This window comes from Psychromonas saccharinae (assembly GCF_051201515.1).
Lineage (GTDB): Bacteria > Pseudomonadota > Gammaproteobacteria > Enterobacterales > Psychromonadaceae > Psychromonas.
The window spans coordinates 4163224-4183855 of sequence record NZ_CP195153.1; the positions used below are offsets into that span (position 1 = coordinate 4163224).

The window sequence follows — 20632 nt, forward strand, 5'->3', positions numbered from 1 at the left end:
ACAATTAATCTCGAAGGCGCAATTGAGACAATGATAATTCTGAGCTGCTTAATAATTTAACGATGTTATCTCCCTGCCACTCGCCATTAACTATCTTTATACTCGTATCTTCAAATTGGAAATAGCGACTATGCAATGCTTTTAAATCACGATTATCAATACGTGCATATTCATCGACATCATCGACTTCCTCTGTATCTTCTTGTTTCGTACGATTATCTAACTCGGCTAACTGTATAATTTTAAATTCAGAAGAGGAAAATTCTAATTGAATGGTACTCTTCCCAAAAAAACTTCTTTCAATACTCAACTCGGTTAATGCTTTAATTTTAGCTATTTCTGTTCGTGCCTCAGACCGTTTTAACATCCCAAACATATCAGGAACCAACACCGATGCTAATAATCCCATAATAACTAAGACTATTAATAGCTCAATTAAAGTAAAGCCCGTTAGCTTTTTAGTTAGATTAATAGGCTTACAGTGAAATATCATTAACAGACACAATACTAAGTAACATAATGACCACAACGGTACCTACTATTCCACCCATAATAAGAATCAAAAGTGGCTCAAGCAGTGCTGTCATTTTAATCATCCAGGCTTCAAAATCATTTTTAGAACGCGAAGTAACTTCTGAAAATGACTTATCAAGCGTTCCACTCTGCTCTCCAACCTGTATCAGCGATAATGCAATTCTATCGAGAAAATGGCTTGCCGCTAAACTTTCAGATAATGAGGCACCGCTATCGACTTTCAACCTAGCTTGCTCTAGTTGTTGTTTATTCCTATTTGATGTTAATGTTTTTATACTTAACAGCAAAGAAGCAGATAAACTTAAACCACTTTGCAGTGTTAGGCTCATCGCTGAAGTAAAACGAATTTGCTCTGCTTTATCAAACATGCCCCCCAAAAAAGGTACCCCTCTAATCCACAACAGTAATGTCTGCCGTGTTTTTTCCTGATTCCATAATGTATACAATAAAGCAGATACGCCAACACAAGCGAAAATAAGTAAGAAGCTATTTTCACTCACAAAATGACTTGTATCCAACAACCATTGAGTATAAAAAGGTAACGTTTCCATTGATGTAAACACACTTTCCATATTTGGAATAACGAAATTAAAAATAGCAAAAATAGCAACGACACAAACCATGAAGATAATCATAGGGTATATCAATGCTTGAATTGTTTTACTTTTCAAAGATTGTTGAAAAGCTAGATTATTGGCAAGGTTACGAAAAACACTCGGTAATGTACCTGTATTTTCAGCTATATTTGCCATTTCCCGATACAACAAATCAAAATGTTCAGGATATTTTTCCAATGCTTGATACAGAGACTTACCACTCTGTACTTCAGCATAAATGGTTCGCCACACTTCGCTTAATGCCTGAGAAGCAGCAGTATCTACCAGTATTTCTAATGCATCATTAATACGTAAACCATTTTCTAATAAAGTCGCTAATTGGTTTGTAGATTGCTCAATCGCAGAAACACTGACTCTTGATTGGCCTTTAAAAAGTCCACTCGTATTTTCTTCATGGATTGACAGTACAATCAAAGATTGCTTTTTCAATAGCTCACGAGCGTTTTTTTCACCTTCGGCAAATATATACTCAGTGATTTTTTCACCTGAAGCTGTTAATGCTTTGTATTTAAACTTCTGCGTCATCCGGCTACCCGCAGTACTTCATCTAACGTTGTTTGACCTTTAATTGCTTTTAAAAAGCCATCTTCTTTTAAACTTCTTAATTTATTTCTTTTCATATAATCAGCAGCTTCAATAAAAAAGGTATCACCTTTAGGCAACTGCTTGATTTCATTATCACAGGGAAGGTATTCAAGTAATGCCACACGCCCTTGGAATCCTGTATGTCCGCAATGCTCACAACCATTTATCGTCTTGAGTGTTATTTCCTCAACACCATACTGTTTAGCTAAATGCTCCAAATCATACTGTTGACTCATCGCCTGTAAAGTTTCATCATCAACAGGTTTTGCACACGAACATAAACGACGAACCAAACGTTGCGCCAAAATAGATACCAATGCCGCATTTAATAAGTATTCTTGAACACCTAAATCCAGTAAACGAGTATAAGCAGTTGCAGCATCGTTAGTATGTACAGTACTAAAAACCAAATGCCCAGTTAATGCAGATTGTAAAGCTATACGCGCGGTTTCATTATCCCTAATTTCCCCGACCATAATAACGTCAGGATCTTGTCTCACAATACTTCGCAAACCTTTTGCAAAATCAAAACCGATTTCGTTATTAATCTGTACCTGATTAATACCTTCTAGTTGGTATTCAATGGGATCTTCAAGGGTAATGATTTTAACTTCGGGGCGGTTTAACTGATTAAGATAGGAATACAAACTTGTCGTTTTACCTGAGCCCGTAGGACCAGTCATTAAGATTACACCGGAGGTTCTTTTTAAATCGGCTTCAATCCGCTCAGCTAAATCTTGTTCATAACCCAATGTTGCGAGATCGAACTGGACTGCTTTTTTAATCAAGAAACGCATAACCATACTTTCCCCTTGTCCAAGAGGTAATGACGAACAACGTATATCTAAATCGACATTATTTGCGCGCGTTTCTATTTTACCATCTTGCGGACGCCGTTTTTCTGCGATATCCATACCAGAAAGTATTTTGATACGAGAAATAACCGCAAGCTGTAAATTTTGAGGAATCGGATCCGCTTCATGTAATATACCATCCACACGATACCTTGCTCGATATCGATCTGCCACTGGCTCTATATGCAAATCTGATGCACCTATTTTAACCCCTTGAGTGACCAGTTGATTAACAAATGAGACAGTGGGAGCGCCTTGTGCCAACTCTTTTAAACGTGCTATTTCGCCATCTCCGGCATATAAAATACCATCAATGCTTTGTTCGGCTAATTGGAAATTGAGCTCATACTGCTCCATCAATAACGCCAGCTGTTTTGCTGTGCAAAAATTATAAGAGACTGAAAACGGTAGTAACCTAATATAGTCAAATAAGGCCCACGCCTCTACTTGCGCAATCCCTAGTGTTAATGTGCCACTATCAAAATCCAACGGGACAGCACCATGCCCCAACAAAAAATCACTATTTATAATATCTAATAATTCAACAATTTTTTCACTTTCAAGTACAGTTGCCGAACTTGGTAATATTTTTGCCTGATAAACTGAAGCATAAAGAGAAGGTAATTGCTCTTCTTCCAACACTCCCATGGAAATAAGCGTTTTTTCTAATGAAACATGTAGTGTTTTTTGTAATTTATGCGCTTCAGATAACTGCTTATCATTTAGCTTTAACGTATCGCGTAAATATTCAGTTATACTAGCGGATAATATCACTTGCTTCACCCTCTCCGCCTTCTTGGCCATCACTCCCATAACTGATTAAATCAAATTCTGCATTATCACCAGGATACTTATATTGATACCTATTTCCCCATGGATCATCTGGCACATTTTTAGGCAAATAAGGCCCTTCCCAAGCCGCCAAATTGGACTCTGTTAACTCACTCAAATCACTAGGATAGCTTCCAATATCAAGGCGATACATATCAAGGGCAGTTGAAAGCATTTCCATTTGTGTTTGTGCTGTTTTTTGCTTTGCACCGCCAACTTTACCAAACATTTGTGGTGCAACTAAAGAAGCAAGCAACCCTAAAATAACCATAACAATCAGTAATTCAATTAAAGTAAAACCTTTTATTACATCTTGATTTTTTCTTTCTGACTGTACTTTTCCAGCTCGATACAGATTAAACATGTTTCACTAACCTCATCCTAAATACCCAATAATATAATTGGGATTATATTAACACAAACCGTCATTTATCATATAACAGTTCAATAAATCCCATCAAATTAGATTAATCGTAATAACTGCAATTGATATAGAAATAACATAATATAACGAAAATAACTATTTATTACATGTAATAACTTAATATTAAAGAATTAATTAGTGACCAGAAGAGCAGTCAACGTGGCAAGCATTACCATTATCAATCCATATGTATTTATCTGTCATTCGCACGGATACCAAGACAAGGCACAACAGGATGTTAAGGCAGGTCCTTATCGAATGTTGGAACGAAGTATTGGTGTGTGTGTGTGTGAGTGAGCGACCGACAGAACAGGCCGTTAGGCAAACATCTTCGTCGTTATAACGTCTTGATTTAACCCGTTAGCTCTTTAATTTTATGATTAGAAGCTGCTCACCTTATGGCTTGCTGATTTTTGTATATTGAATAGTAATGGGTATATGTTGTTTTGCTAAGTACTAAACCTATCCCACCATTAACCGATGTGATTAAAATACATTCTTTAGTAGGTTATACCAATCGTAATAATTAGCTAATCTATTTTTCTGGTTAAAATAGTTTATTTCTTTGTTGAAAGTTTCGTTAAGGGAACAACCATTTACATCAACTTTCGCCTCAAACTAAACTATTTTTCCAGCGCAAAATTTAGATCACATATTTAATACAATTGGTATTACTTGTTTTTACATATGCCGGTAGAATGAACTCTGTTAATCCTCTACCGGTTATTTTATTACGGATATCCAAACGACCGACTGGGATTCGCTAATATTATTCAACATTAGGTTTATTAGCAGCTAAAGTTACAAATTGGTCGATAGCTTGACTAAATTGATCAATCGTTTTTGCACCTTTAATTATTTTCCAATCTGTCACTACCCCCTCTTTTTGTAATCCAATCACAAATGAAGGCGTACTATTGAGTCCTAATTGTTTAGCCATCAACATATCTTCTCTGATTTTTGCCGTTACATCAGAGCCATTCATACAAGCTTCTAATGCAGTTTTATCAACATTTTGCGCAATACTAAAGGAATCAAGTTCAGCATCAGAAATACCTTTTTTCTGAGAAAATATCCATGTTTTTGCTTTTTCATAACCTATCGCATCTGAAGTCTGTTCACGAGAGCATTCTAACAATTGTGAAGCAATAAAAGCACTAGGGTGTAATGATGTTATTGGTAAATGCTTTCCAATAAAACGCATTTTTCCTGTTGAAATATATTTATCCATTAACGTAGGAAATGTTTCTGAATTAAATCTTTTACAAAATGGACAACGTAAATCAGTAAACTCAACCAAGATAACAGGCGCATTTTCATCTCCTAAACTTGCACTTTCTCCGACATTTAAATGGGGTTGAGCAAGTCCGATCTTTTGTGCAATTATTGTTTGATTTTGAGTCAGTGTTGATACTTGTTTTTTTAATAGCACTAGTTCGGATTGCATTGAGTCAGTCGATTTGCTTTGTTCCGTTACAGCACAACCAGAAAGAAAAAGACTAGATACAAGTAACATAAATACCAATCGAATAAAAAGATTGCTATTCATTAAAACACGATAAAACATATTTTTTCCTTAAATTAAAAAATCACAGCAAAAAAAAACCCCCTTACGGAGGTTTTTAAATTATTGGTTTAAATATCGAATATCGAATAACGATTATCGATTATTCACTCCAATCATTCATATCAAGTACTGGTAATACACGATCTACACCACCAGCAATTTTCTGAACACTTACACCGTGAACTGTGTTGCTTGGAGCAGTTACAGTGAATGTCATTGTGTAACGTTTATGACCTTCAGCATTACGAGTAAATCCAGCTTCTACCGCTTGATCAATTAAGTCATCAGCTAAGTATAAAGTTGAAGAGTATTTAGAAACACCTTCATCAAGGATTACTGTAACAGGAGCAGTGTGATCATCTTCATCGAAGATATCCATAGTTACTACAGCATCTTCAGAGTTTTCGTTTGTAATACGGATCCAGTTATTAGCTGTATCATATGCATACGGTACTTTCAGTACAGCACCGTTTACATCTACGTTATGTAGATTTTTTGAAGTAGTACAATGATCAAGTAGTGTATCTTCTTCATTGAACTCTAGAGTGTACTCAGGTGTATGTGCGTAATTAAAGTTCATTACACCGTATTCACCATCAGCAGCTACATTTTCTAACACATAGTAAACTGTGTTTGATTGACCGTAAGCTGTATCTGAAGCAAGAGCAGATGGGTAAGATTCACCGTCATCAGCAATACCATCTGTAAAGATAGAAGTTGCTTGCGTTTCATAAGGACTAGCAGTATTTAATGTACCGTATAGAACACCAGTTTCAACACCAATTTGTTCACTAACATCACCAGTAGACGCATTTTGTAAATCGAAAATACCAGCTTTCACAGAAGCACCAGCATCAGCATCTGTTACGAATGTTGTAGATAAATAATCATCAGCATCTAAGTCAACTGATTGGTCGAATGCATTATTAGCACCATAATCAACAAAAGTTGCAGCAGTGATTAATTGATGTTGTTTAAGTGTAAATTTGTCAGTAGATGAATCTTCATAAACAAATTCTGTACGAGAAATAATATCATTATTGAAAGCGTCTTTGCTCTCAGCATTAACTTCACCATCAGTTGCAGTTACACCAACAAATGTACGGAATTGAGCGCTGATATCAGCAACAAGTTGAGCACTTGATACCGCACCAATAATATCGTAACCAGTACCACCATCTGTTACTGCAGATGTTGCAGCAATAGTAACAGTTTCTGTTGAATCAGGATCAGTACAACCTGTGTTTTCAATGTGAATACCTACAGGGTCAATGTCAGCCTCAACAGCACCTGAAGAAACACGAGAGAATACTAAACGCGTACCCGCACCGATTGTAACACCAGATTTAGTTAAGAATGTGATTGTACTCTCACCGTCTACATCACCATCAGAAGATGCAACTGCTTCAAAAGAACCGTCAGCTGCATCTTGGTCATATTGCACCAAATGGATAAGATCTGAATTACCATCAAATGTTGCACCAGTTAATTTCATGGTGATCAATGTACCTGGTGGTACATCTGTAGTAGGAATATATACAATTTGTAAATCTGTGTCAGTTCCATCTACAGCATCAAAATCAACATCTAAATTGCCAGTTAATTCGTAAGCGATTTTTGCTTCATTAGTTGGAAGTAGTGAATTTCCTGCAGTTGCATCAACACCAGTTGCAAGTTCTGATTGAGCAGTACAACTAGCTGGAGCATATGTAGTAGCAAAACCATAAACATTTACAGCATCAACACCATTATCAACATCAGCAGGAAGATATGCTGCATTATCAGCACCTTTATATACTTCGAAACATGCAGCTGTACCAGCGAATGCAGAACCCGCTGTTAATGAACCAACTACAGCTACTGTTACAGCAGCTAAATTAAATTTTTTCATGTAAGTAATTCCCTTAATTAATTTTATATATATATATATACATTTATCAACTTTGCCCATAGAAGTATCGATACTTTGAGCAAGCTATAGAAATGAACCATCCTTTAACTAAGAGAGTCAAAAGATGATTTTATCAACTAAAACTACTATTTAGTTAATAATGCATTAGCACTATAATCCAATCATTAAAATTGTCAATTAATAACGTGCGCATAAATCACAAAAATATTAAGTAAAAAGAGTTGAATATTGTAAATACTATGCAATTATGAAAAAAACAAATCAAGTATGCAAAACATCATGTTAAAAAAGGTGCATATTCGCAAAAAAATGGAAAATGTGTAATTTTCATGACACCTTTTCATCATAATTCATTGACTTTTTAATGATTAATAATATTACAAATAAGATCGCGTTTTGATTTACATAAAATGACTGAGTTCAAATAGAGAATATTCAAAGAATTAATAAGTTACGTTCTATAAATAGTTTTTGTGTAATAGACAGCAGATCTAAGGTGATCGTCAGCCTCATCTACATAGGTATGTAAAAATGAAATACTAAAGAATTTAGCCTAAACGTTGTTCTGCGAATGCAATTACCCCCCTCTCAGATTTTCCTACGAAAAAATAACTTAATAATCTTAGTTGATTGACACCAATATTTGTTATTTGTGGTAACTCGATATTATCTAGACTCATCTATAGATTTGTTATTGGTATTATACCAATCGTAATAATTAGCTGATCTATTTTGCTGGTTAAAATAGTTTATTTCTTTGTTGAAAGTTTCGTTAAGGGAACAACCATTAAAGAATTAATGTCTTTATATTAATTCTCACGTTAGAGGATTCACTTGTTAATCTCTCGGTAGTGGCAATTTTCGTCTCAAACTAAACCATTTTTCCAGCGCAAAATTTAGATCAAATATTTAATACAATTGGTATTAGTTTGTTGATTAGAATCAAAATACATTCAGAGGAATAATTGCTATTGCGATAATTCAGCTAGATATATACCCGTTACCAATCAAGATGCGTTTATCAGTCACTAGCTCGGATACCAAGGCAAGGCGTAACATGATGACCTTTCGAGCGATTAACTGCGTTAATCCTCTATCGGTAGATGTAAAAACAAGACTTTACATCTTTAATGGCTAGTCCTTATCGAATGTTATAACGCAGTATTGCCATGGTTTATAAGAAACGAGCTAGTGACCCGCAAGGCAAGACGAGAGGCAAACATCTTCGTTGTTATAAAGTCTCGATTTAACCCGTTAGATCTTCACCTTTATGCCTAGAATCTGCTCACCTCTCGTCTTGCTGATGTCTGCATCTTGAATGGTAACGGGTATAAATGGATTTTATAAAATATCGCAATTAGGAATTGAAGATGTAAGATTGGCGCAGAGCAGAACAGCGCATCATATTAATATTAATTACATATGCTTGTTTTAAAAAGTTAGAATCCCCCCTTACTCTTCACTCTTTCTCATAAAGTATTTCACTAATACAAGCAGAATACTAAATACCCCTCCTAATAGCGTCCCTAGCACACATATTAATGCGCGTTTAGGTTTACTTTTATCTTCCGGTATAACTGCAGGATCAATTGTTTTAAATGTATATTCTTCACGCACTTGAGATAACATTTTAGTTTTTAATTGATCTTCAATTAACTGATAAAAAACAGTTCTCATATCCGCTAAATTAGTTTCTTCGAGGTTTGCTTTAAGGTAATTAATATTTCGATCAACTTCTCGCGAATCTTTTTCACGCATTTCTTTATTTAAATCCAAAACTAACCAGTCCACCCATTGTTTAGCCAACATTGGAGATAAAAACTCTACACTTAAGGTTATCATTCCTGTCTTTTTATCTGTATCTAGAAGAACGAGCTCTTGAAATAACTTGTATACTTCCCAGTCACTGGGTTCACTTAGCCTGCCGGGTTTAACTTCACGCGTCCATTTTTTTTGTTTTGTATCATAAACGGTATTATCTAATATTAATTTCCCAGTGTGAATGTCCCATTCTTTTCCCGCAAAAAGGGGGATTTTCAAATCATGTCGATTAACAAAAGACGTTAGAAATTGCCTTGATTTTAAAACAGCCATCGCTAAACCAGTCTTATCTGTTGAGCCAGATCCAAGGCTCACACCGGCTAAAGATGCTAACCCTCCAAATTGTGAGGCAAGTCCATTCATTGCACTACTCTCTTCAGCCGCTGGGGCTAATAGAACAGAAGCAGTGTAAATATTTGGTTTTGATAAGGCATATGCAACAGAAGCCACCGCAAAAACAATCGTAAAAAGCATAATTATCCATTTACCTTTCCACAAGACAGAAAATAATTCACGCAGATCAACGTCATGATCCACTTTATTGTCCAATACGAAGTTATTTTCATTTTGATTTTGCATTGTCATTATCTCGTTGTACAAAGTGTAAATATGAACACTATTTAGTGATGCACCCTATTTCTTAAAATAGTAAATTGCAGCTCTAACCTATCGGACTCAATAGCCATTTTTCAATTAGTAAAGTATCGGTATAACAATTTCATACTGATACTTGATTTAATTTAAAGTTATTAATTGCTAATCGCACTCCATGCAACGCCTAGTTGATACAGTATTTGTGTTGCAGAGGTAAATGTCGTTAATTTATCCATATAATCAGTATCCATTGGCATCACGATGGTATCACCCGGCATTAAGGGTTTATCTTCTCGACTAAACCAAAAAGACTGATTTGGAACAAATACACTACCATTTGCTCGAATAACATAGACTCTGTCAGTATCTGCCTGTTTTTTTGCTCCGCCCGAAAGTGCTATATAATCATTAATACTTTTGTTTGCTTCAAAAATATGAGACGTTGGGAACTGAACATAACCAATGACTGAAATCACTTTACGTAATGGTGGAATATATAAAAAATCTTGATTTTCTAGGTTAACGTTTTGCTCTTTATTCTGCGCCATTATTTTGTCTAAATTAATTGACATGCGACCAACCGCTTCTGCCGTCCCTAATTTATCAACCATTTCCATTGCGCTTTGGGCACTATTACTTTGGACTGGATTACTACTTGATTGACGTCTAAATGATAATGAACTTACTTCTTGTCGTAATTGCTGATGTAGGTATTTCAATTGCTCTTGTTCGATTTTACGTAAGCTTTCTCTTGCAAAAACGGCACCTTCTGGATAGGCATATTCAGTTAAGCCACCCGCTCGTTCAATTACATCGTATAACGTCTCACCTCGATTAAATCCGTATTCGCCAGGAAATTTAACTTCACCTGATAGAGTGATCTTATAATCTTCTCGCCATTCAGGCTTAGTGAAAATATGGATACGGTCTTTACTTTCTAATTTTAGATTTGCATTATTTTTACTTGCCATTGCATCTGCAATATTAATTTTTTGATAATCAATATGCGTCTTCCCATTAGCCAATTTCATACGGCTGAGCTCACCTTCGGTTAGATAAGAAGCCTCTTTTAATCCTCCAGCAATGTTAATCAGTGTTTGAAGATCAGCATCTTCAAATAATGGATAAACCCCCGGAAACTTAACCGCACCTCTAATATCTACAATTTGCACTGGAGTTTGATAATCAGCTTGTGCCTTAAGTTGTGCAATAATTGGCTTTAATAACTCCGTTCTAAATGCCTGTGCGTTATTTTGAGCTATCGATTTATCATCTAAATCAGATATTTCTAATTCATCATTATCATAACTACTAGTAACGTTCGAATTTTCTATATTATTATAACTATTACCGCTACTTCCATAATTGCTATTGCTTGTATTATTTACATTGTTAATGTCACTATTTTTACTATTGGCATTGATGTTATTTATGCCATTTGTATTATTTGTATAATTAACATTATTATTTCTGGTATTTGCCGATAAATCTGTTTTTCTTCCCGGCATATTCGGAAATTGTAAATCTTGATCAAGTGTTGACTGGTTATAGCCACCATTGTCCTTATTTAAAACTATAATCTGATCATCAGCTTGCAATTTTATGTCTAATTTACTTTTCGGATTAGAAATAGCTTCGAGCAGATTAAAAGATATAACCTTGATTTGATGATCCGGACTAATCTCTCTCACAAGTAAAGCATTTTGCAATTCAGCGTCTTTATTCACATCTAATTTAAGCGATTTAACAATGTCACTCACAGTTGAATTTCTTGTCCATTGATAAACACCAGGATTAGTAACTGCGCCAGAGAGTGTGACTGCATTGTGATAAACATCACTTGATTTACCGACTAATAATTCATCTCCATTACGCATTGAAAATGTTTTATTCGATTCGGCACTATTCAATTTAATATCGTATAATTGCAATCCTTTATTAGTCTTTCTTGTCACTTGTACTTTTTGTTCACCTTCAGCTGCTAATCCACCCGCAAGCGAAAGTACAGTATCAATATTTATTTCATTTTTTAACTCATATATTGCAGGCCGTTTTACGGCACCATAAATACTCACGGTTTTCTTTTTAAGTGGTATAAATACAACATCGCCCTGTTTAAGAGATATATCAGATGATGTATCGCCAGATATTAATAAGTCGTACAGATCAATCGTTTTAATTATTATATTATTACGTTTAATTTGGATATGACGTAATGAACCTAATTCATCAATCCCTCCAGCCGCTTTTATTGCTTGAGTTGCAGTAGAAAGTGAACTTACAACATAACTACCTGGCTTATAAGCTAAACCAAGAACAAATACTTGTATCGTTTTTAATTTACCTAAACTTACACTCGTTTCTACACCAATCATGCTTCGCTTTATGAATTTAGAGATATCTTGACGAGCTTGCTGATAAGTTAACCCTCGAACTTGAAATGGGCCTAACTCTGGAATATAAATACTACCTTCACGATCAATTACTAAGTTATAATTTTCAGTCTTTTTACCAAAAACCTTAATTTGTAATTCATCACCGACGCCCAAAATATAATTATTAGGAACAGGGAGATCATCCAAGGGAGTCAATGACATGGGCTCGCCGGCAAACAAATCATAACCAAACATGTCTAAATCATCGACACTAACAACATCTTCCGTTTCATCTCTTTTATGAGCATTCTCGAGTGTACGAGGTTGAATTGTTTCTTGAGGTTGATTCATATTTATTGTCGAAGTACTCTGTAATGAAAGAGATTGGAGTTGATCGAGGTCCATTCCATATTGAGAGGCAAGCATTTTTTGTTGAGCAGCAGGTAATTTTTTAAATTGTGCGATTTGCTCAGGAGTTGGGCTTGCAGCAACTGCATTAGCAGACAAAACTAACAAAATAAGCATTGAAAATAATCGATATAAATTAAACATGTTTTATTAATTACCTATTTATTATAAATTATGAAAACCTTCTAGACTAAGTATTAACTTTATCCAAAATGGTCAAAAACGTAATTCCCACGAGATTCCAGCATTAACTGGATCAGAAAATTCTGCATCAGAGAATAAAAATGACAAAGATAACATACCTTTGTAAAGCAGAAAACGGTAAGCACCAACTAACTGATTTCCATTACTTTCTGTATTGTTACGATGTAAAAAAAGTTGCCATTGATGATCGTTTTCCATCTGCACGTAAGTACCTAGTGAGTAACGAGAATATTTTTCATCGATGTGGCTATACTCAAAAACGAACCGTATCTGATTATCATAAGCCCGCACACTATAATCACTTCCTAATAAATAATCATTAAATTCTGATTGTGAATCATTAATTATGTATTGGGTATAAATCCCCAATGGAAGATCCGTAATAGAAAATAGACTTAAACGAGCATCTGTACTTGTTTGATAATCATGTTCTTCAACATCGTTATTCTGTGAGTCCATAAAATCAAAGCGCGTCAAAGATAATTCCAACATCTCGGTTGGTCGCAATGATAAACGAGATCGCCATGAATATTTCCAATCATCACTACTTCTTAACTGATTAATCCCTGATTTAACGTAAACATTCCCGATCGCAGGTAAATCTATAAAGGTTTTCTCCATGCCTAATTCATAGGAGGGATGAATGCGCTGCTCAGCACTTAAAGACTGAATCCAACTGGGACTCCACCACTGATTTTGAGTACTAATAAAGAAGTTGGTCTTACCCGTTGTAACTGCGAAATAGCTATCATCTAAGTTATATTGAAAATTTTCTTTGTCATAATATTGTGCATAGTTAGCACTTATTTTCATCGCAAAACGTAATTCATCAAATGCAGCACTAGAAAAAACACCCCATTTAACATCATTACGGCTCCCATAACTACTCGGAATACTTTCCTGTGAAGCCTTTAATTTCAAAGAATTATTACCATATCCTTCTTTCGCAGCGTTAATTTTGTAGCGAAGGTGAAAATAAGCTGAACGAACGTTATCACTTAAATTATTGGGTGATGAATTTATTATTTGTTCTGAGATCTCTCGCCATGGTAAAGGAAAAGTATTAACAGGCACACTTATTAAACCAGCATCCGAAAGTAATTGTAAATCACTTCTCAAATAGGCATCATCACTTTCCACCCAAGGGTTGGCTTGTAATGGTAAGATGATCAAGTAAGAAAAAATCCAACAGATAGAAGCTAATATTTTTCTTTTAAAATAAGTCACTTACCGATAACCACCCTATTAAATCACAGATAAAAAGACACATTGCTCTATTCTCGCTTCTGTTTTTCATTTACTCAGTTAAAAATGCGCTAGCAAAATATTCTAACTATACCTTAAAAACTTGCGCAAAATAAATGTATATTGTTAGATAAAATTGAACTATTCTCTTAAGCCAATATATTAAAATTGCTTATTTTTTAATATTTAATATGCTAAATTAAGTCAATCAGCTTATACTTATAGTTGGTTAACATCGATGTTTGGAAAAGGAAAAACTATGAAAAAAAGTCTTATTGTTTTAGCAATTGCTTTATTTGCAGGCTCTGCAATGGCTGAGGGTGAAGCAGGCGTATCAGGTGCAACTGGTTTATCTAGTGGTACTGTAGGTGTCGCTGCAGTTGCTGGCTCTACAGCTTTATTAGCTATCGTAATTGATGCATCATCCGGAGACGGAACAGATGGTACTAGTGGTACAACTGGTACAACTGGTACAACTGGTACAAACTAATCTAAAAAAAATACTCAAAAAGCCATCAATTTATTGGTGGCTTTTTTATATTTTCAACATGAGATTATTATGCCTTTATTAAAACAATTACCGTTTCTTTTTTGCTTAATTTTTATTAGCGCATGTTCTCAAAGAGGAAAAGATGTTCTCGCAACTGTGGACGAAGCAGTATTTGGCTTCCCCAATGTCATAAAAACGAAAGAAGCGTTACAAGATATTCCTTATGCTAATAGCTATTTAAAAATTGATAATGGACATCAAGTACTTATTGTTTTGGCATTAGCAGAGCTTTCCCCTAAAGATCCGACACAAACTCAATTAAAATGGCTTTCAGCTGACAGAGTAATGTTAACAACTGAAAATGGACGTTTAATTAAAACATTAAGATTACTCAATAATAATATTAGTGGTTTAAACGCCAATAATTCAATTGACCCATTAACACTGAATGGTAAAAAACCAAATAATCATGAATGGCATGCGATTTATGATTGGCAACCCCAATATCGCTATAATTACGAAGCAAATTTAACTTGGAATTACATCGACTCTGAAACCATTCATTCTACTATTTGGGACAAAGAGACAGATTATTATCAAGAAGAAGTTTCGATCCCTGCTATTCATGCGCAATTTACTAATCATTTCTGGTTAGATAAAACTTCCCATGAAGTTGTAAAATCTATTCAATACCTTGGCCCTGATATGGCATCAATTGAAATGACCATTCTCAAACCCTTTACGAGGTAACAGCATGAACGCTATTTACAAAATGATTGTGTTAAGTTTATTGCTGCTGGTAAATACAACAAATGCTAGTGAACCCCAAACGCAATTAATTGTTCATGTCCCTTCACTTTCCTTGAATTTAACTTACCCATCACCAGTAAGATTAAGCCAAGTACTTAGTGATGTTGAAACAAACATTCAGAGCAAAGGAAGTTTTTCTATCTTTTGGTTAGCAGCTCAATTATTAGAACAAAAAAACAATGAAAAAATCACCAAGTTAAAAAATGAATTAATCGCTCAATTAACGCATTTGAGTCAGGCTAAACCCAAAACGAAAATTAAAGCAGACCTGTTAATTAAATTCATTCAAACTAATGACTTCAATTATCGCCATTTCATTAATTTAGATAATGATTTAGTACGTATCCAAAATCAATTTAATCCTCTTTTAAAGGGCCACTTCATATTAGAAACACCAGTTAGGTCGAATCAAATCCGTATCGTTGGAGGAAAAGAGATAAAGCAACGCGAGGAGCTAATCGCACATCGTTCTATCGCAGATTATCTAAAAACAATACCATTACCAATAACAAGCCAGACTTCCTTCGTTTATATTATTCAACCGGATGGTGTCGTCAATAAAGCAAGTAATAACTATTGGAATAATATCACCACTTTCTTCGCACCAGGCGCAACCCTTTTTATTGGCTTTGATAAACTACCAGCAGAATTTGCTTCTCTTAATCAAAAAATAGCTAATTTATTGCGGTATCTCCCCCCTTTAACTGTGTCTGGAACGATCTAATGAAATTGAACTCATCACTTTTTAAGTTATCAATTATTGTTTTCTTGTCCTTTACGAAAACAACCACTGCAGATCCTTTCACACCAGCAAAATTTAACGTCTCACAAACAGACTTTGGTGGTGTTGGTTTAATGCAAATGCCAAGTGGTCGAATGGCACCGGAAGGTGAGTTAAGCTTTGGTGGAACGTTCAATAACGAATATTACCATGGCACTGTATCATTACAGTTAATGCCTTGGGCAGAAACAACGATACGCTACACAACTGTAAGAGATTTATTATATAGCCCATACTATGAACTCAGTGGTGACACTAGTTATACCGATAAAGGTATCGATGTTAAGTTTCGTTTATTGGAAGAAAGCTCTTGGTTACCAGAGACCTCAGTTGGTATTCGTGACATTGGTGGAACAGGTTTATTCGATGGTGAATTTATTGCGGCAACAAAACGCTTTTCTAATGTAGACTTCACACTTGGGATGGGATGGGGATATCTAGGTCAGAGTGATAATTTTAGCAATCCATTTTGTACACTAAGTGGTAGTTATTGTGAACGTAGTAATGGTTATAGTGATAATGGAGGGACTATTGAATACAGTAAATGGTTTAAGGGTTCCTCCGCCATTTTTGGTGGGGTTGAATATCAGACACCTTATCAACCGTTACGCCTAAAAGTTGAATATGACAGTAATGACTATAGCGGTGATTTTCCAGTGACGAAAGGTGCAACGGAAATGACTCAGCATACCCCTTGGAATTTTGGACTACTATATAATATCGCGCATTGGGGGGATTTAAGAATAGGTTATGAACGAGGCGATACGCTAACACTTGGTTTTACCTTCAACACTAATTTCAATAATATAACACCATCATGGCGCGATTCACCAGTGCCAGCTTATGCGCCGAATTCAAAGACAGAAAATACAAATTGGGCTGAGGTGAGTAAAGAACTTGCTAATAATGCAGGGTATCAACAAGCAGAAATAATTACCTCAGAAAAAAATATTACAGTTAAAGCAACACAAACTAAATACCGGGATTTAGATATTGCTCAAAAGAGAGCAGGTCTATTACTTTCTCAAGTACGTACTCCTGATATTGAATCCTATACTTTCATTGAAATGAAAAAAGGAATGGAGTTAATTGAAACACAATTCGATGCTGACAAATTCGATCAAGTTATCAATAACGAATATATTGGTGCCAAACTAGACGATGCTAAAGTATCAAGTATGACTAATTTAACGCCACAAAACAGTACTAGTTTTAGTCCAAACGACAATAAACTCACCTACAATCTGGACGGCACATTAACTCAAAGTTTTGGTAGTGCGGAGAACTTTTATTTGTATGCTGTCGGTGTAACAGCAAATAGCGCGTATCAATTAACGCCCAAGCTTGAGTTATCTGGTGCGCTGTATATTAATTTTTTTGATAATTACGATGAATTTAGCTACGTTGAAAATTCGCCCTATATTGATAATTTCGCGGTGCCAAGAGTCAGAAGCTTATTCCGCTATTATGTACACGATAATCCCGTACGCATGACTAACTTACAATTGACTTGGTTTGACCGTTTAAGTGAAAACATTTATTTTCAGGGTTACGGCGGTTATCTAGAATCCATGTTCGCAGGTATTGGTGGAGAAGTTTTATATCGTCCTGAAAATTCAAATTGGGCAATAGGAGCAGATCTAAGTCTCATTTCTCAACGTGATCCGAATAATTGGTTTTCAACTTATTCAGATGATTATTTTGAATTTGATGACGGATGTAACGGTGGTGTATATACAACCAACTGCGCCGCTTATGTATTATCTCAAGGTGAAACTGGCTTTATAAACCTTTATTACAGACCTCAATTATCATTTCTAGGTAATACCTTAATTCAAGCAAATATAGGCCAATTCCTTGGTCAAGATAAAGGTGTACGCTTAGATGTTTCTAAACGCTTTAATAGTGGTATTATTGCGGGTTTTTACGCAAGTTTTACTGATTTATCTTCTGAAGATTTTGGTGAAGGCAGCTTTACAAAGGGGTTCTACGTTTCAATGCCCTTTGACGTCTTAACTGTTAAACCGAGCAGAACACGTGTTATTTTAGACTGGCAACCTTTAACTCGAGATGGTGGACAAAAATTAGGTCGAAAATATGACCTATACAATTTAACCGACACACGATCTCCTTGGTTTACTCAACCTGCAGGACAATAACAACGAAAATAATCTCTATGAGTCTTATTATCTTGAAGTCTCATAGAGATACTTTACACCATGGTTCCCTTTATCCCCCCTTAATATAAACGACCAAGTCTCAATATAATTCATGCCAAAATTCACTCTTTTTTAAAAATATTGTATTCGTATTTACACGCCAAAATCGCTATACTTTTTCGCCTTAGACACAATATATAGTGCCTCCTAACTACAAAAACACATACATTTAGTAATCGTAAGGAGAGAAACATGGCATCACCCCGCGTTGCACAATCGTGCCCAGCGACCGTCCAAGACATACCACTGCAGGATGCATCCCAAGATATTTGGGACAAAAAATACCGCTTAAAAGATAAACATGGTCATCCCGTTGATCAATCCCTCGATGACACTTTTATACGTGTAGCACAAGCAACGGCTGCTGTTGAAAAAACAAAGGAACAACAAGAAAAGTGGACTCAAGAATTTTTCTGGGCATTACAAAATGGTGCGATACCGGCGGGCCGAATTACCTCTAATGCAGGTGCCCATGATTACAAACCAGCGACTTCTACAATTAACTGTACGGTTTCAGGTATTATCGAAGATTCCATGGATGGCATCCTGAATAAAGTCCATGAAGCCGGGCTGACACTAAAAGCAGGTTGTGGTATTGGCTATGAATTTTCAACGCTTCGTCCGAGTGCCGCTTATGTTTCTGGTGCAGGTGCTTATACCTCTGGCCCACTTTCCTTTATGGATATCTACGATAAAATGTGTTTCACCATCAGTTCAGCGGGTGGTCGGCGTGGTGCTCAAATGGGCACCTTTGATGTATCTCATCCTGATATGATGGAGTTTGTCCGCGCTAAACGAGAAGATGGTCGACTTCGTCAGTTTAATCTTTCATTATTAATTTCTGAAGCATTTATTAATGCGGTGAAAGAAGATGCCGAATGGCCCTTAAGCTTTCCTGCAACAGCAAAAGAAGTTGAATCCGATAACCTTGCATTAGATAACAGTGAACAAATTGTATGGCGAGATTGCCCCTTTGATTTAAAATATTCAGCTTCACAACACTATATATTGAACGATCAAGGGCAAGTTGCCTGCCGCATATATAAGACTATGCGGGCATCACGTGTTTGGGATGTCATTATGGCATCGACTTACGATTATGCAGAGCCTGGATTTATTCTTATCGATCGCGTAAACGAAATGAATAACAACTGGTTCTGCGAGCATATCCGTGCAACCAATCCCTGTGGAGAACAGCCACTTCCTCCCTATGGTGCTTGCCTTTTAGGTTCTATCAATCTCACTAAATTTGTGGATAACCCTTTTACTAGCGATGCTCGTTTTGACTGGGATCGTTATCGTAAAGTCGTTGCTATTTTTACTCGTTTACTCGATAACGTTGTTGAAATTAACGGTCTGCCTTTACAGGAGCAACAAGCTGAATTAATCCGTAAACGTCGTCATGGTATGGGATTCCTTGGCTTAGGATCAGCTCTTGCTATGTTAGGTATTCGTTATGGTGGTGCAGAATCCGTTGCCTTTACCGAAGAAACATCTAAGCAGATGGCATTGCAAGGATGGCGAACCGGCATTGAACTTGCCGAAGAAAAAGGTGCGGCACCGATAATGGAAGAAGAGTTTATTATCGACTCAGCAATGCTAACTAAACGCCCAGAGATGCGAAAAGACGGCATTAAAATCGGTGATAAGGTCAAAGGTAAAGTGCTACATGGGCTATACAGCCGTTACATGCAACAAGTTGCTGAAGAAGAACCAGAACTTGTCCAACGAATTATCGAAAAAGGTTGCCGCTTTACCCATCACTCTTCAATTGCACCAACTGGCACCATTTCACTCTCAATTGCGAATAATGTTAGTAATGGTATTGAACCCAGTTTCTCCCATAAATATACGCGTAATATTATTACTGAAGGTAAAAAATCAAAGCAAGCTGTCGATGTTTATTCCTTTGAAATGCTAGCCTACCGTCAATTAATTGATAACCAGGCAACGGAAACACAATTACCCGATTATTTTATCTGCGCTGATCAAGTGAATCCCCACGAACACATTGATATTCAAGCTGCAGCACAACGCTGGATAGACTCCTCTATTTCTAAAACGATCAATGTTGCTACTGATATTGATTATGACGAATTTAAAGGTATTTATCTCTACGCACACGCCCAGGGTTTAAAGGGTTGTACCACTTTTCGCTTTAATCCAGAAGCATTTCAGGGGGTGTTAGTCAAAGAGCAAGATCTTGAAAATACGCAGTATGAATTTACCTTAGAAGATGGCTCGACCATTTCAGTAAAAGGCAATGAAAAAGTTAATTACGATGGTGAAGAACATTCCGCAGCCAACCTCTTTGATGCATTAAAAGAAGGCTATTACGGAAAGTTCTAATTCGTAGCTAAG

The 20632-nt window shown here is 36.0% G+C and carries 14 protein-coding genes; 5 read left to right on the forward strand and 9 right to left on the reverse strand.

Annotation, left to right across the window (positions count from 1 at the left end; translation table 11 throughout):
- Nucleotides 1-4: 4 nt before the first annotated feature.
- The 9 genes from ACR30L_RS18615 to ACR30L_RS18655 all read right to left on the reverse strand — a co-directional run bounded on the left by ACR30L_RS18615 (nt 5) and on the right by ACR30L_RS18655 (nt 13953).
- A complete protein-coding gene (locus ACR30L_RS18615; RefSeq protein WP_435235724.1) occupies nt 5-493 on the reverse strand; it encodes a type II secretion system protein in 489 nt (162 codons plus the stop codon).
- Nucleotides 477-1676 carry a type II secretion system F family protein gene (locus ACR30L_RS18620; protein ID WP_435235725.1) on the reverse strand — a complete coding sequence of 400 codons (1200 nt, stop codon included), beginning with the start codon at nt 1674-1676 and terminating at the stop codon, nt 477-479. The genes ACR30L_RS18615 and ACR30L_RS18620 overlap by 17 nt, the downstream gene beginning before the upstream one ends.
- Entirely contained in the window at nt 1673-3373 is a 1701-nt protein-coding gene (locus ACR30L_RS18625) for a GspE/PulE family protein (protein WP_435235726.1), read from the reverse strand. Before ACR30L_RS18625 ends, ACR30L_RS18620 begins: the two co-directional genes overlap by 4 nt.
- Entirely contained in the window at nt 3348-3785 is a 438-nt protein-coding gene (gene gspG / locus ACR30L_RS18630) for a type II secretion system major pseudopilin GspG (protein WP_435235727.1), read from the reverse strand. Before gspG ends, ACR30L_RS18625 begins: the two co-directional genes overlap by 26 nt.
- Nucleotides 3786-4614: 829 nt before the next feature.
- Nucleotides 4615-5412 carry a DsbA family protein gene (locus tag ACR30L_RS18635; RefSeq protein WP_435235728.1) on the reverse strand — a complete coding sequence of 266 codons (798 nt, stop codon included), beginning with the start codon at nt 5410-5412 and terminating at the stop codon, nt 4615-4617.
- A 100-nt stretch (nt 5413-5512) separates the two neighbouring features.
- Nucleotides 5513-7363 carry a hypothetical protein gene (locus tag ACR30L_RS18640; protein ID WP_435235729.1) on the reverse strand — a complete coding sequence of 617 codons (1851 nt, stop codon included), beginning with the start codon at nt 7361-7363 and terminating at the stop codon, nt 5513-5515.
- A gap of 1413 nt (nt 7364-8776) precedes the next feature.
- Complete coding sequence (locus ACR30L_RS18645) at nt 8777-9724, reverse strand: Wzz/FepE/Etk N-terminal domain-containing protein (RefSeq protein ID WP_435235730.1); 948 nt, start codon at nt 9722-9724, stop codon at nt 8777-8779.
- Nucleotides 9725-9894: 170 nt separating this feature from the next.
- Nucleotides 9895-12666, reverse strand: a complete 2772-nt coding sequence (locus ACR30L_RS18650) for an SLBB domain-containing protein (RefSeq protein ID WP_435235731.1) — start codon at nt 12664-12666, stop codon at nt 9895-9897.
- 72 nt (nt 12667-12738) lie between these two features.
- Nucleotides 12739-13953 (reverse strand): capsule assembly Wzi family protein, encoded by a 1215-nt coding sequence (locus ACR30L_RS18655; RefSeq protein WP_435235732.1) that lies wholly within the window; start codon nt 13951-13953, stop codon nt 12739-12741.
- Between the two features lie 277 nt (nt 13954-14230).
- Here ACR30L_RS18655 and ACR30L_RS18660 point away from each other — a divergent pair, with 277 nt between their 5' ends.
- The 5 genes from ACR30L_RS18660 (at nt 14231) to ACR30L_RS18680 (ending at nt 20620) form a co-directional block, all read left to right on the forward strand.
- Nucleotides 14231-14461: a hypothetical protein gene (locus tag ACR30L_RS18660; protein ID WP_435235733.1), complete on the forward strand. Its 231-nt coding sequence runs from the start codon at nt 14231-14233 to the stop codon at nt 14459-14461.
- 69 nt (nt 14462-14530) lie between these two features.
- Nucleotides 14531-15211 (forward strand): YjbF family lipoprotein, encoded by a 681-nt coding sequence (locus ACR30L_RS18665; RefSeq protein WP_435235734.1) that lies wholly within the window; start codon nt 14531-14533, stop codon nt 15209-15211.
- Nucleotides 15212-15215: 4 nt separating this feature from the next.
- Complete coding sequence (locus tag ACR30L_RS18670; RefSeq protein ID WP_435235735.1) at nt 15216-15995, forward strand: capsule biosynthesis GfcC family protein; 780 nt, start codon at nt 15216-15218, stop codon at nt 15993-15995.
- Entirely contained in the window at nt 15995-18211 is a 2217-nt protein-coding gene (locus tag ACR30L_RS18675; protein WP_435235736.1) for a YjbH domain-containing protein, read from the forward strand. Before ACR30L_RS18670 ends, ACR30L_RS18675 begins: the two co-directional genes overlap by 1 nt.
- 252 nt (nt 18212-18463) lie before the next feature.
- On the forward strand, nt 18464-20620 hold the full coding sequence (locus ACR30L_RS18680) for an adenosylcobalamin-dependent ribonucleoside-diphosphate reductase (protein WP_435235737.1): 2157 nt from the start codon (nt 18464-18466) through the stop codon (nt 20618-20620).
- Nucleotides 20621-20632: the final 12 nt, after the last annotated feature.

What these genes read in the sequence shown, in the direction of transcription:
- ACR30L_RS18645 (WP_435235730.1), bottom strand. Translation starts at nt 9,724, where the DNA reads ATGCAAAATCAAAATGAAAATAACTTCGTATTGGACAATAAAGTGGAT.
- gspG (WP_435235727.1), bottom strand. Translation starts at nt 3,785, where the DNA reads ATGTTTAATCTGTATCGAGCTGGAAAAGTACAGTCAGAAAGAAAAAAT.
- ACR30L_RS18665 (WP_435235734.1), top strand. Translation starts at nt 14,531, where the DNA reads ATGCCTTTATTAAAACAATTACCGTTTCTTTTTTGCTTAATTTTTATT.
- ACR30L_RS18660 (WP_435235733.1), top strand. Translation starts at nt 14,231, where the DNA reads ATGAAAAAAAGTCTTATTGTTTTAGCAATTGCTTTATTTGCAGGCTCT.
- ACR30L_RS18650 (WP_435235731.1), bottom strand. Translation starts at nt 12,666, where the DNA reads ATGTTTAATTTATATCGATTATTTTCAATGCTTATTTTGTTAGTTTTG.
- ACR30L_RS18640 (WP_435235729.1), bottom strand. Translation starts at nt 7,363, where the DNA reads ATGGGCAAAGTTGATAAATGTATATATATATATATAAAATTAATTAAG.
- ACR30L_RS18680 (WP_435235737.1), top strand. Translation starts at nt 18,464, where the DNA reads ATGGCATCACCCCGCGTTGCACAATCGTGCCCAGCGACCGTCCAAGAC.
- ACR30L_RS18670 (WP_435235735.1), top strand. Translation starts at nt 15,216, where the DNA reads ATGAACGCTATTTACAAAATGATTGTGTTAAGTTTATTGCTGCTGGTA.
- ACR30L_RS18675 (WP_435235736.1), top strand. Translation starts at nt 15,995, where the DNA reads ATGAAATTGAACTCATCACTTTTTAAGTTATCAATTATTGTTTTCTTG.
- ACR30L_RS18620 (WP_435235725.1), bottom strand. Translation starts at nt 1,676, where the DNA reads ATGACGCAGAAGTTTAAATACAAAGCATTAACAGCTTCAGGTGAAAAA.
- ACR30L_RS18635 (WP_435235728.1), bottom strand. Translation starts at nt 5,412, where the DNA reads ATGTTTTATCGTGTTTTAATGAATAGCAATCTTTTTATTCGATTGGTA.
- ACR30L_RS18615 (WP_435235724.1), bottom strand. Translation starts at nt 493, where the DNA reads ATGATATTTCACTGTAAGCCTATTAATCTAACTAAAAAGCTAACGGGC.